We start from the raw sequence: 13,698 nt of genomic DNA, 5'->3' as shown, positions 1-13,698 counted from the left end.
CATTTCAAGTGGTGCGATCTTTGCCCTACCCAAGCTCTTGCGCTGCCACCAGGGCCAGCCCCTCGGCCACGGCGGTAAAGACAGAGGCAAAGGAATGCTCGGCCGAAGGGAAAACGCCACGCATCGTTTCGGGCACGATGCCCATCAGGCTAGAACCCCCGACATAGACGACGCGGTCGATCTGCTGTGCGGTCAAATCAGCCTGGCGCAGAACTTCGCGTGCCCCCGTGTCCAACTGCGCGGCATGCGCGGCAAGGCTTTCGGCCACCAACACATCACTGAGTTGCGCGGTCAACCCCGTCTCGAGCATGTTCAGCGTGATGGCCGGGTCAATCGCCCCTGAGTTCACGGCTATTTTTCCGCGCTCCACCGCAAAGGCCAGTTCGTGACCCAATTCGTGTTCAAGCACTGTTGCAAGCCGCGCTAACCGCTTGGGAGACTCGGCCAGCTTCAGCATATCTCCCACCATGCGGCGGTTCTGGGCCGTGTACAGAAAAGGGATCATTTCCCAGGTCGCAAGGTCATTGAAGATCGCGTTGGGCGTCTGCGACACGCCTTTGCCAAAAACATCTCGAACCATCGACCCTTTACCCAACAGGGGCATGACCTGATTGATGCTTATTGTACGATCAAAATCCGTACCGCCAATTCGTACCCCGTGGTTGGCCAGAATCTCGACCTCTGCGGATCTAGTGCGGAAAACCGAAAAATCTGACGTTCCGCCACCGATATCCACAACCAATCCAACCGTGTCATCTGGCCCGGCCGCACCGTTCGCAATGGCAGCCGCGGCGGGCTCAGGGCAGAACCGGATGTCGGTAAATCCGGCGGCCTCATAACACGCGTGCAAATCAGCCTCAGCCTGCGCCTCGCGCGGATCGCCCGAGCCATGAAATACCACGGGCCGTCCCGAGACCACGCGGGTGCAAGACACGCCACGCTCGGCCTCGGCCCGCTCTCGAAGCCTGCGCAAGAAAGATCCGATAATCTCGACGAAAGTCACCCTCTGGTTCAGGATCTGGCGCTTTTCATGCATCAACGTGGTGCCCAGCACGCGTTTGAGGGCGCGCATAAATCGCCCCTCCAACCCTTCAAGCAATGCCTGATTAGCAGGCTCGCCGATAAGGGTTTCGCGGGTTTCGAAATCAAAGAAAAAGGTTGTGGGAAGGGTCGTGGCGGCGGCGTCGAACCGCACTAAACGGGGTGCACCCGCGTCCACATATGCCACCGCCGAGTTCGACGTGCCAAAATCAATGCCAATCCACGGGCTGCTGGGGGCCATGGCGCATGTCTCCGAGATGTCTGAGCAAAGACGACAGGGCCTAGAGCGTTCGCAGCCCAGGGTCAAGGGACAAACTTGACCGGCTGGATCGACTGAAACTGGCGGATATCATTCGCGCTTTTCCGACCATCCTCGTCTGAAGGACGTTGGCGCCTCGCCATAACGCTTTTTGAAACGCACCGTAAGCTGGGTCGCACTGCCAAACCCCGTAGCCGCAGCGATTTCGGTAACGGGCAATTCGGTTTCGCTGAGCAGTGCATAAGCGCGCGCAACGCGCAATTCGATGTAAAACTGCACAGGTGAAACTTCGACATATTTCTGGAACAGGCGCTCCAACTGGCGGCGTGATATCTGAACAGCCTCTGCTATTTCCGAGATATCCAACGGATCCTCCAAGTTCTCATGCATGATCTGCATGGCGTTGATCAGGTACTGGTTGCGGCTACCCAAAGCCACCGAAAAGGCTGATTTCTGGAGGGTTTTGCGGTTGTTCGACCGAAAATGAATGCACATGTCGGAAACGATGACGGCCAGATCCTTTCCGAAATCAGACTCGATCATATCCAGCATCATATCGGTCGCCGCATTGCCGCCGCCGCATGTCATAAGCTCATTATCGATTTCATACAGGTTTGCAGAAGGTTCCATCCCTTCAAAATGCTCGATAAAGGCGGGGTGGTTTTCCCAGTGTAAGGTGAACCGCTTTCCGGTTAGCGCTCCGGCTTTGGCAAGTGCAAATGCACCGGTGCAAATACCACCAAGCTTGCAGCCAAAGGCCTTCTGGCGACTGATCCACGACAGTACCCTGGGATTGGTGCTTTCTGCCGGTTCTATGCCAGAGCAGACGAACATCCTTGATAGGCGCGGTAGGTTTTGCAGTGCAGTGTCCGGGGTGATTTCAATTCCGTTTGAGCATTGAACCGGGTTTCCATCTTCGGTGATCAGATACCATTTGTAGAGCTCTCTGTTCGTGACCTGATTGGCGATCCTCAACGGCTCGACAGCTGCGCTAAAGGCCAGCATGGTTAGTTTCGGCAGAAGCAGGAAATAGATCTCTTTGGCTGGCCCGTCATGGTCTATGCGAAAACTGGCCGCCCCTTTTGGAATGAAGTTCTTGGGGCTCATTCTTTTTCCTCCCAATACCAACCGAGATGGGTGAAACGCACCAACACCCGAAGGTGTTGGTGCAGGTCGATCAGGCGTGCCACTCAGCAACAGGCTCGCCGCTGGCTTCCCAAGCGTGGATTTCCTCGTCACTGGCTTTGGGCGAGAAAAGCCCAGTCATAGCATAAAAGATACCGATGACAGGTGACAGCCAGCAAGCAAACGCAAGGGGAATGTATAGCAGGTTTTCAAAATTCCCGTCTGCGATCCCAAGACCAAGTGCGGTGATCACAAAGGCGCCTCCGGCGTTCCAGGGGATCAGGGGCGAGACCAAGGTACCGCCTTCTTCGACAGCGCGTGACAGGTTCAACGGTGAATACCCCATGGCCCGATAGACAGGCGCATACATGCGGCCCGGCAGGGCGATGGAAAGATACGGGTCGCCCGCAACGGTGTTTGTCGCCACCGAAGTCAAAATGGCCGAGGTCTGAATGCCCGCGAAGGTCTTCACCTTCGAGATGACCACATTGATGATCGCCTGAAGGCAGCCAACGCGCTCCAACGCGCCGCCAAACCCCAAGGCAAGCAGCACCAGCGAGATGGTCCACATCATCGACTGAATACCGCCACGGTTCAGCAGCGGGTCGATTTCGGGAACGCCGGTATCAATGGAATATCCGCTGTTGGCGAAGGTAAACGTTTCGTGCAGACCCGCACCCTGGCAAAAGATGGCCATGATGCCACCAACGACGGCCCCTGCAAACAGCGACGGGATCGGAGGCTGTTTCATAACCGCCAGAACGATGACCAGAACCGCCGGGAACAACATGATCGGGGAAATCCAGAATGCCTCATCCAGTGCGGTTGTGATGGCATGGATGCGGTCAAACGACACTTGCGATGTGTCGATCAACGTAAAACCGACAACAAAGTAGATCACCAGCGCAATCAACATGGACGGAACCGTGGTGGGTAACATGTTCCGGATATGATCGAACAGATTGGTGCCTGTCACGGCGGGTGCCAGGTTCGTAGTGTCCGACAAAGGTGAGATCTTGTCGCCGAAGAAAGCACCTGAGACGACCGCACCAGCCGTCCAATACATCGGAATACCAAATCCGGCGCCGATGCCCATCAGGGCCAGCCCGACAGTGCCCGTCGTTCCCCAGGAGGTGCCCAGCGAGACAGAGACGATGGAACACAACACCATGCCCGCGGCCAGAAACAGCTCGGGCGACAGTATCTTCAGACCATAATAGATCAGTGTCGGAACCGTGCCGCTTGCGATCCACACACCAATGATCATGCCAACCGTGATCAGAATCGAAACAGACGGTAGTGAAATATTGATGACGTGGAATACGCCCTCTTCGATGCTGGGCCATTTGTGGCCAAGCATAAGGCCGACAACCCCAGTAATCGCTATCCCAAACGCCAGCGGAATATGCGGGGTAAAGTCACCAAAATAGAAAAGCTGCAGGCCAAGTACGAAAAGGGTCAGCACAATTGGGACAAGCGCCAGCCCCAGACTTGGCTGTCTTATGTGTTCTTCATTCGCAGACATTTAGGTCTCCTCCGTTGGAATAATCCAGAACCGTGATGATCCGCGGAAGAAACCAAGTTTTAGGGAACCACACCGTCGGTCAAAGCGCACATCCTATAGAAATTTGCGACACGGTTGCGTCGATTTTCGGCCCGCGCCCGACGCGGCGATGCACATGTAAGCACGCATAGTGCAATCAAACATATCCACTGCCGCACGGTTGGGGTCCTTTCGATTCAAGGAGATATGGCTGGATATCGTCGGACCTTTTGGTAACGTGCAGACACATTGATTTGCATCTGCAATAGTTTTTGCGGGACAGATACCGGAGCGTACTTTTGATAATTCCGTTTCACGTTCGTGAGATGCTTCATCGCATCAAGGCTCGATTTGATGCCGATCAGATACCGCAGCAGATGGCGTCAAACGACGCCGAATTTGCGACCTTGCGACCATCGCGCAAGACAACCCCTGAAATGGTTGTGCGGTTTTGGGAAAAGCTGAAACCAACGGCAGGTGATGAAGATCAGGCGCAGATTGCGGACCCTGCAACGCTTGACGCTGCAGAAATTTACAGTGCCAATATCGAAAATTTCATTGGGACGGTTAAGCTTCCTGTTGGAGTTATTGGGCCGTTGCGTTTGAACGGAATGAACGCAAACGGGGATTTCCACGTTCCCCTCGCCACAACCGAGGCGGCGTTGGTCGCCTCATATGCCCGGGGTGCCTGTGCCGCCACCCGGTCTGGTGGTATCAGCACGGCAGTTTTGTACGAAGGGGTGCTGCGCACTCCGGCTTTTGTGTTTGAAAGCCTGCTAAAGGCCGGGCAATTCGTGGATTGGGTGGTTTCAAATGTCGAAATGCTCAAATCCGCGGCCGAGGCGACCACCGGCCACGGCAAGCTAGTTTCGCTGGAGCCGTTCATAGACACCAACGTCGTGTTCCTGATCTGCCGATACACCACCGGCGATGCAGCCGGACAGAACATGGTGACCATTGCCACCGACGCGATGTGCCATGAAATTGCAGACAACTGTCCGGTCGAGTTCGAGAACTGGTATGTCGAAGGGAATTTCTCAGGTGATAAGAAAGCTTCGGCGCTTGGGCTGGTGACAGGGCGCGGACGAAAGGTTAGCGCCTCGGTCACACTTCCTGCTGAAATTGTCGAAAAGACGCTGGGCACAACGGTCGAGGCGATGTTGGCCTATGGGCGTGTCGCCAATCTGGGTGCGCATCTGTCGGGTCAGTTTGGCGCACAGGCGCATTATGCCAACGGGCTGGCCGCGTTTTACATAGCAACCGGCCAGGACGCGGCTTGCGTGGCCGAAAGTGCGATGGGCGTCACAAGAATGGAGCCAAGGGGTGATGATCTATTCTGTTCGGTGACGTTGCCAAACATTTTGGTTGGTTCAGTAGGGGGCGGCACCGGGTTGCCAAGCCAGACTGCAGCCCTGAACATACTAGGCCTCAAGGGCAACGGGTGTGGCACAGCGTTGGCTGAGGTGGCCGCGGCAACCTGCCTGTGTGGGGAAATATCCATCGTCGCGGCGATCGCGGCAGGGCATTTCACCCGCGCTCATGAAAGTCTGGCCCGCCAAAGATGAGCTTTCAAAGCCGCTTCTGGATTTATCAGACTGAGCGATTTCCGCTGAAGAAAACCGTGCCCCTGCTGCTTGTGTTTTCTGCGGCCAGTATTTGTGTGTCCGCCCGTCTGGCGGATCGCCCCCTGCCGGAATGGCCTGCATTTGCCGCCGGTTTTGTCCTTGCCATGGCGCTGTTTTTCCAGATGCGGGTCTGTGACGAATTCAAAGACGCCGAGGATGACCGACGTTACCGGCCCGACAGGCCAATTCCACGTGGTCTGGTATCCAAGCGCGAAGTATTGGGCTGGGGCCTGTTGACCGTGCCTTTGTCTGTTGCCGCCGCCTGGCTGTGGTCCCCGCCGGTCTTGTGGCTGTTGGGTTTAGTCTGGATCTGGCTTGGGGCAATGACCGTCGAATTTTGCGCACCCGCCTGGTTGAAGGCACGACCGGTTCTGTACCTGCTAAGCCATATGGCAATCATGCCTCTGATCGATTTGCTGCTGACCGGCATCGAATGGCTGCCAAAAGGTCAGGCGGCACCCTTCCTGTGGTTGTTTCTGGCGCTGTCCTTCGTGAACGGGTGTGTGCTTGAGATTGGCCGCAAATTGTGGGCACCCGAAAATGAGATCACCGGCGTGGACACCTATTCCGGGTTATGGGGCCCGCCTCAGGCAGGGCGCATCTGGGTGGGTTGCGTTTTGATATCCTATGCGCTGCTTGTGGGCACAGGTGCCGCAACCGGCGTTGGTTGGTTAAGCGCCTTGATCGGCGGGTTGGCCCTGATCCCCTGTTGTCTGGCAGCAAAACGCTATGTTCAGGCGCCGACAGTGAAAGCCCAAGACCGGATGGACACAATCGCCGGCCTATGGGTGTTTTTCTGCTACGCCACAGCTGGTTTCCTTCCGTACCTGATCGGAGCGCTTACATGACCTTCATCGTCGCCCAATCGGATGCAAACGATGTTTCCGTTGTAGGGGGCAAGGCAGCTGCTTTATCGCATCTTACGCAGCATGGTTTTGCCCCGCCCGCATTTTTTGTCATCACCAGCGATGCATTCCGCATGGGGAAATCCGGTCCCATTGCTCAAAACGGTCTGAAATCGGCTTTGACTGCCGCGCTGAAAACACTCGGAACCGGGCTTTACGCGGTTCGTAGCTCTGGTAAGGCCGAAGATGGTGTGGAACACAGCCATGCGGGACAATACGAAACGGTTCTGAACGTTTCGGGCAGCTCTGTTTTGAAAGCGGCCAAAAAGGTCTGGCATTCCGGTTTCTCAGAGACGGTCGAGACATACCGCGCGGTCAAATCCGGGGGCGAGGCCGAAGGACCCGCGATCATCGTACAGCGCATGATTAATCCAAAATCTGCAGGTGTCGCATTTTCCGCCGACCCGGTTAGCGGTCGTCGCGGTGTGGTCGTAATTTCGGCAATTGATGGTCTGGCTGAGCAGTTGGTTTCTGGTGAGACGGACGGGGAAGATTGGATCATAGGCGCGGATGACGCACCTGAAAGCGCACCGGATAAGCCTGAGTATTTAATGGTGAGTGACGCGCAGTCCATTGCCGCCCTCGCGCGTAAAGCCGAAGAGCTTTTCGGATCGCCCCAGGATATTGAATGGGCCATTGATGCACAGGGGCTTCATATTCTGCAGGCCCGACCAATCACAACGCCATTGCGCCCCGCGGCCTTGGCCGACACAACGCTGACGATTTTCGACAACTCGAACATTGTCGAAAGCTATCCCGGTATCGTTAGCCCGCTGACCTATTCCTTTGCTCTGCACGTGTATGCTCAGGTCTACCGCGCGTTTGTCAGGTTGTTGGGCGTCTCCAAGCGTACGGTCGACCAGAATCCAACGGTGTTCGACAATTTGCTCGGGCGCGTGGATGGGCGTGTCTATTACAACCTGATCAACTGGTATCGGGCCTTGGCCCTGTTGCCGGGGTTTTCGCTGAACCGCGACTATATGGAAACGATGATGGGCGTGTCGGAACCCATGCCGCGAGAGGTCACGGATGCCCTTGCCCCACCCCCCTCGGTTGGTTGGCGCAGGATTGTGGAATACGCAAAGCTGGGCAAGGTCGCGGCCGGGCTGATCTGGCAGGCCATCTGCCTGCCACGGACGCGGCGAAGCTTTTATGACAGGCTGAACGGGGTATTGCAGGCGGGGCTGGACGTAGATGCGTCTAATGCGACCCAGCTTGCAGCCGAATACCGCCGCATCGAAAGCACCTTGCTGGATCGGTGGGATGCCCCATTGATCAATGATTTTCTGTGCATGATTGCATTTGGCGGGTCGCGCAACCTGCTGCAAAGGTGGCTTGGTGAAGACGGCCTGACGCTGCATAATGACCTGATGATCGGCCAGGGTGACATCGTGTCAGCCGAACCTGCGCAGCGCATTGCCCGGATCGGCCATCTGGTGCGCACCGCCGGTATCACGGAACAGTTGAAAGCTGACGCGCGGCTGTCCGTTTTGTCCGCGCACCCACAGATCGAGGCTGAAGTTGAATCCTATCTTGAGAAATTCGGAGACCGATGCACCGAAGAGCTAAAGCTGGAAAGCATCCCTCTGCAAGACGACCCGACAAGCCTGTTGCTGGCGATTGCCGCCTGCGCCGATCATCCTCCCGGCGGGCGTCAGGAAGGCCGTGAACCGGATTGGAAGGCACTGTTCCCAGCGAGCCCGATCAAGCGACATGTTGCGAAATGGATTTTGGGTTGGACCAAGGCGCGTGTGCGCGACCGCGAAAACCTGCGCTTTGAACGCACGCGCATCTTTGGCTATGCGCGCCGTGTGTTTTTGGGGATCGGTCGGGAATTTACCGCGCGCGACTTGCTTGAAACACCAAGAGATGTGTTCTTTCTGACAACGCATGAAGTCCTTGGCGCGGTCGAGGGGTTCAACCTGTCGCCTGACCTGAAAGGCATCGTTGCACGACGCAAAGCCGAAGATGCGGCCTCATCCCAACGCCCCGATCCGCCCGAACGGATTGAAATCCAAGGTCCTGCCATCGCGCCTGTCTGGTCTGATTCGATTGAGGCCGAAGCAGATGCCACACGGACAAAGTACGGAACGGGCTGTTCCGCGGGTCAAGTCAAAGCACGTGCGCGGGTGATCCGCGATCCTCGGACCGAGGCGCTGAACCCCGGCGAAGTACTGGTCGCCCGCCACACCGATCCAGGCTGGATCGCCGTTTTCTCGAACGCCTCTGCCATCGTTGTCGAACGTGGCAGCTTGTTGTCCCACTCGGCCATTGTGGCGCGCGAATTGGGTATCCCCTGCGTTGTTGGCCTTAAAGGGGCCACACAATGGATCAAAGACGGAGAAGTACTGTCTGTCGACGGGGCAAGCGGCGCCGTGGAGCGGTGCGATGCGTAGCAGTGAAATCGAAGAAAAGGCGGATTTCGACCATATCCGGTACGCCCAACTGTGGGAGGACGCGGACGTCCTGACCGCCGCATTGGGTGATTGCACGGGGCGGACACTGGTGTCGATATGTTCGGCCGGAGACAATGCGCTGGCCATGCTGACACTCGATCCCGCGCGTGTTGTGGTGCTGGATTTGTCCCCGGCTCAGATCGCCTGCCTCAAGCTCAGGATCGCGGCGTATAAGGTGCTGACGCATTCAGAGTTCATTGAGTTGACAGGCTCGCGCCAAAGTAAGCGGCGGCTTGCTTTGCTGAACCGGGTGTTGGAAGAAACCGATGAAGAAACAAACGCCTTCTGGCAGACCCTTGCGTCCGAAGTAGACAGACACGGCATCGGCGGCGTCGGTAAGTTCGAGCGGTATTTTCGCATCTTTCGAACTTGGCTGTTACCGCTGGTCCATTCGCGCCGCACCGTCGACGACGTGTTCACGCCCCGCCCCCCCGACGCACGCGAGGTTTTTTTCGACACGCGGTTCAACACATTCCGATGGCGGTTGTTGCTAAACACTTTCTTCTCGCGATTCGTGATGGGGCGGATGGGGCGGGACAGCGCGTTTTTCGACCACGTAGATGGAAGCCCGGCCCAACATGTTGCTCGCCGACTGCGCCATGCCGGGGTCGCGACCGATCCATCGCAAAACCCTTATCTGCACTGGATTCTGAAGGGCACCCATGGCGACGCATTGCCGATGGCGTGGCGTCCGGAACATTATGAAACTGTCCGGTCCCGATTGGATCGCCTGGATATTCGCCTTGGCTCGCTCGAGGCTTTCGTCGCGACAGGCGAAAAGGCCAGCGGGTTCAACCTGTCCGACATTTTCGAATACATGTCCCCTGAAACGTTCAAGCAGGTCTATGGGGCGATCCTGAGTGCGGCAGAGCCAAATGCACGATTGGTTTATTGGAACATGATGGCGCCGCGCCGTGTACCAGCGGATTACCGGGACAGGATTGAAACCCTGACCGAAATCGAAACACAGAAGAAGGCCCGCGATCTGGCCTTCTTCTATTCGGATTTCGTGGTCGAAGAGGTTCGGCCTTGACCGTTCTCATGCAGATATTGCTGGCGGCAGGGTCGGTTTTGGCATTGCTCGGCGTGATGATGGTCATCCGCCATCTGGCCAAAGCTGCAGGGCTGAACGCCGAAGTGCAGCGGAAACTGATGCATGTAAACACGGGGCTCTTTGCGTTGCTGCTGCCCTGGATCTTTCCCGACCGCTGGCCGGTTTACATGCTGATCGCCGCCACAATGCTTGTGATGCTTGTCTTGCGCCTTCCTCGTTTTTCGAAAGGTCTTGGCGCGACCCTGCATGGGGTGGAGCGGACATCCTATGGAGACTTCCTGCTCGCGTTGTCGGTGGGGCTTTGCTTCCTGCTGGCCGGGGACAACCTGTTGTTCTACATCTTGCCGATTGCGGTTCTGACCTTGGCAGACGCCGCCGCCGCGCTGGCCGGAACCGCGTATGGAACGCGGAGATTCATTGTCGAGGATGGTGAGAAAAGCGTCGAGGGATCGGTCGTTTTTTTCGTGGTTACGATGCTGATCGCGATCGTCTGTTTTCTGTTCATGGCCGCCTTGCCACCGGCGAACACCCTTATGCTCTGCGTTATGGTTGCTGCTTTTGGAACCCTGGTCGAGGCCCAAAGCTGGCGGGGTTTTGACAACCTGTTCCTCCCACTTGGTCTCCTGATTTTTCTGAGCGTACACTTCGACAGTTCCTTGATTGAGCTGGCGATCATAGCCTTGGTTTTTCTGGCCTCGCTCGGCGGTTTCAGCATCCTGGGCGCAAGGCTGGGTCTTACCAAACATGCCACACGGGTTTACGTCATCACCGTTTTCCTCTTGCTGGCGGTCACTGCACTTCAAAATGCGGTCCTGCCTATTTTGGTACTAGCGACGCATCTTTGGGCACGGGTATCGACCCCCTGTGACAGCAAATACCCGGATCTGGATGTCGTGGCGTCTCTGGGGTTGTTCAGTTTCGGATGGCTGGCGCTTGGCAATGCGACCGGGTGGAATGCCGTATCGTTTTATGGCCTCAGTGCGATGGGGCTGGCCATGGGGTTCAGCGTTCTGGCGCTGCGAGGCAAAATCCTTGCGATCCTTGTGGTGGCCACAACATTATTCTTAGTCAGACACTTTGCTACTGCGCTGAACCCGGAACCTGCACGCTGGGCCGAACCGCTGACAATTCTGGCGCTGCTTTCCTTAATCTGCATGACGGCCGTACCGTGGATCAGACCGCGGTGGTTTGAAAAAGATCGGGTGCTGAGGTTAACAGTATTGGCCCTTGCCCTTCCGTTGATCTATTACGCGTACTCCGTTGCGGGATCGATCGGTGCAGGTTTTTTTGCCGGAGTCGCGTCATGACCAAAGAGACAATCAAAACCGCTGATGCGAAGCTGACCGTTTACCTGAACGGCCCCAATTGGGAGGGCGTACAAGCGGCAACATTCGGTGACTTTACATGCAAATCACTCGAAGCCGGTGCCGAAATTCTGGATACGGGTATAGAACTGGTCAGAAACGCAGGCATCGACCGGGTCATTGGGCCGATGTCGGGGGACACCTGGCACAGTTACCGGTTCGTCTCCTACAGCGACGGTTCCTCTCCGTTCCTGATGGAGCCGACCAACAAAGCGCATGAACCTGAAGTATTCCGATCCGCGGGTTTTTGCGAAATCAGCCGGTATTTCTCGGCCCGTGTACGGTTGGAGGATACCGACACAGTTGCACCGCCTGAAAACGATGGTTTTGAGGTGGAAGCGTGGGATGGAAATGATCCCGAGGGCTTGTTTCGCCAGGTGTTCGCGCTGTCTGCACAGGCGTTTTCAGAAAACGCGTTTTACAAACCGATTTCCGAGTCCGAGTTCTTAGCCATGTACCTGCCTGTCGTGCCGATGATGAAGCGTGAACTGATCCTGTTTGCGCGTCGCCACGATGGCAATTTGGCGGGTTTTCTGTTCGGCATTCCCAACTATGCCGAAGGGCCCACCCCCAGTTCCGCGATCCTCAAAACCTATGCAAGCCTGGAACCGGGCGCAGGGCGGCATCTGGCCCACAGGTTTCACAAAGCGGCTGCAGAGATGGGGTGCAACACTGCCATCCATGCCCTGATCCACGACGACAATAAGTCCGCTGATCGCAGTGCGGCAGAAGGGGCGACTATATTCCGGCGATACTCTCTGCTTGGACGTAAGCTGAATGGCTGATTTGATAGCACATTTTGCTGACGCGGTTGAACGGTTTCCGAACAGAACCGCCATAGTGGACGGCAAAGGCCGCCAGATCAGTTTTCAGCAACTGCACTCTCGCATGCAGAAACTGGCAGGCCGATGGCACGCAAAAGGTATCAGGCCAGGCGACCGCGTATTGCTGGCAATGCCGGTCGACGCAGACCTATATGCAAGCCTGGCGGCCCTGTGGTCGTTGGGTGCAACCGTTGTGCTGCCGGAACCGGCAATGGGACTGGCCGGTTTGCGCCACGCTGCGCGGGCCACTTCGCCCAAGGCGTTCTGCGCAGCGGGCGCGTACTTTTTGCTCAAGTTTCTAATTCCAGAGCTTTGGAGGCTGCAACTTCTGACGCCCAAAGAAGGCCCCGGCTCGCCGCCCAATCATCAGATTCAGGCGGATGACACAGCCTTGATCTCATTCACCTCCGGAACGACAGGCCAGCCCAAGGCCATCCCGCGCTCGCATGCGTTTTTAATGGCGCAACACGACGCCATTGCTCCCCTTCTAGAAAGCGACAAGGCTGAAAGGGATTTGGTGGCCTTTCCGGTGTTCACCCTGATCAACCTGGCCGCAGGGCGCACCACCGTTATGCCAAACTGGCGGCTGAGCAAGTTTGACCGCCTTGCGCCCACCCACTTGGCGGACTGGATTCAAAAGCAGCAAGTTACTCGCGCCCTCATTCCACCCTCAATTTGCGAAAAACTGACCCAAACCCAAAATACCGGACAGTTGAACACGGTCTTCACGGGTGGCGGTCCGGTTTTTCCGGACCTTGTTGACACGTTGCGAACCCGAAACGGGCTTTCCGTGGTTTGTGTCTATGGATCGACCGAGGCTGAACCGATTGCCCACCTTGATGCCACAGATATCTCAGAACACGATCACCGACAGATGGCCGAAGGGAAAGGTCTACTTGTGGGGTATCCGGTTCCTGAAATCATACTCCGTATCTGCGACAACGAGATACAGGTCGCTGGGGCGCACGTGAATGACGGCTATCTTGATCCCGCACATTCGGGCGAAAATAAAATCAAAGAAGGCGCCGTCATCTGGCATCGCACCGGAGACGCCGGCACGTTGGATGAAGAGGGACGCTTGTGGTTGTGGGGTCGGGTGGGGTCTGAAATAGAAGTGAAATCGGGCCTGCTCTTTCCCTTTGCGATTGAAGTCGCGGCAAGACAATGGCCGGGTGTTGCGCGCTGTGCGTTGATCAACACTGGGACCGGACCGACGCTATGTGTCGAAGGGCGGCGTGATCACCTTCAGGATTGGCGTAAATTCGCGTCGGATTTTGGCGTGCCCAATGTGATTTCAGTTCACAAAATCCCCATGGACAAACGCCACGCATCTAAAGTTGACCGCTCGGAACTTGAACGTATCGTTGCCCGCTAGTGCAACACGGGTCGAAATCATGGCGAAGCACCTTCCCACTGAAATCCAAGTAATCTCCAACAATTGCGACCGACCTTGGTACAGCGACAACGGACGTGTTCAAGATTTCTTTCTTTGGTATTTCGAT

The 13,698-nt window shown here is 56.6% G+C and carries 10 protein-coding genes; 7 read left to right on the top strand and 3 right to left on the bottom strand.

Going from position 1 to position 13,698, the window contains the following annotated elements; genetic code table 11:
• Positions 1–25: 25 nt before the first annotated feature.
• The 3 genes from ACR0LY_RS14035 to nhaC all read right to left on the bottom strand — a co-directional run bounded on the left by ACR0LY_RS14035 (position 26) and on the right by nhaC (position 3,950).
• A complete protein-coding gene (locus ACR0LY_RS14035; protein WP_170350501.1) occupies positions 26–1,282 on the bottom strand; it encodes an Hsp70 family protein in 1,257 nt (418 codons plus the stop codon).
• 108 nt (positions 1,283–1,390) lie between these two features.
• On the bottom strand, positions 1,391–2,407 hold the full coding sequence (locus ACR0LY_RS14030) for a GlxA family transcriptional regulator (RefSeq protein ID WP_170350503.1): 1,017 nt from the start codon (positions 2,405–2,407) through the stop codon (positions 1,391–1,393).
• A 70-nt stretch (positions 2,408–2,477) separates the two neighbouring features.
• The gene (gene nhaC, locus ACR0LY_RS14025; protein WP_170350505.1) at positions 2,478–3,950 is read right to left on the bottom strand and encodes a Na+/H+ antiporter NhaC; all 1,473 of its coding nucleotides are present in this window, start codon (positions 3,948–3,950) and stop codon (positions 2,478–2,480) included.
• 344 nt (positions 3,951–4,294) lie between these two features.
• Between nhaC and ACR0LY_RS14020 the strand changes: the two genes are divergently transcribed.
• Genes ACR0LY_RS14020 through ACR0LY_RS13990 form a run of 7 tightly spaced genes read left to right on the top strand, consistent with a single transcriptional unit; the run spans position 4,295 to position 13,571 of the window.
• Positions 4,295–5,533 (top strand): hydroxymethylglutaryl-CoA reductase, encoded by a 1,239-nt coding sequence (locus ACR0LY_RS14020; RefSeq protein ID WP_254440239.1) that lies wholly within the window; start codon positions 4,295–4,297, stop codon positions 5,531–5,533.
• Entirely contained in the window at positions 5,530–6,441 is a 912-nt protein-coding gene (locus ACR0LY_RS14015; RefSeq protein WP_170350508.1) for a UbiA family prenyltransferase, read from the top strand. The genes ACR0LY_RS14020 and ACR0LY_RS14015 overlap by 4 nt, the downstream gene beginning before the upstream one ends.
• Positions 6,438–8,894: a PEP/pyruvate-binding domain-containing protein gene (locus tag ACR0LY_RS14010; RefSeq protein WP_170350510.1), complete on the top strand. Its 2,457-nt coding sequence runs from the start codon at positions 6,438–6,440 to the stop codon at positions 8,892–8,894. The genes ACR0LY_RS14015 and ACR0LY_RS14010 overlap by 4 nt, the downstream gene beginning before the upstream one ends.
• Positions 8,887–9,987, top strand: a complete 1,101-nt coding sequence (locus tag ACR0LY_RS14005) for a BtaA family protein (protein WP_170350512.1) — start codon at positions 8,887–8,889, stop codon at positions 9,985–9,987. The genes ACR0LY_RS14010 and ACR0LY_RS14005 overlap by 8 nt, the downstream gene beginning before the upstream one ends.
• Positions 9,984–11,315: a hypothetical protein gene (locus ACR0LY_RS14000; RefSeq protein WP_170350513.1), complete on the top strand. Its 1,332-nt coding sequence runs from the start codon at positions 9,984–9,986 to the stop codon at positions 11,313–11,315. The genes ACR0LY_RS14005 and ACR0LY_RS14000 overlap by 4 nt, the downstream gene beginning before the upstream one ends.
• Entirely contained in the window at positions 11,312–12,157 is an 846-nt protein-coding gene (locus tag ACR0LY_RS13995) for a hypothetical protein (protein ID WP_170350515.1), read from the top strand. Before ACR0LY_RS14000 ends, ACR0LY_RS13995 begins: the two co-directional genes overlap by 4 nt.
• The gene (locus ACR0LY_RS13990; protein ID WP_170350517.1) at positions 12,150–13,571 is read left to right on the top strand and encodes an AMP-binding protein; all 1,422 of its coding nucleotides are present in this window, start codon (positions 12,150–12,152) and stop codon (positions 13,569–13,571) included. The genes ACR0LY_RS13995 and ACR0LY_RS13990 overlap by 8 nt, the downstream gene beginning before the upstream one ends.
• Positions 13,572–13,698 lie beyond the last annotated feature (127 nt).

It is taken from the genome of Ruegeria sp. BC5 (genome assembly GCF_056539205.1).
This window is presented reverse-complemented; position numbering and strand designations above follow the sequence as displayed.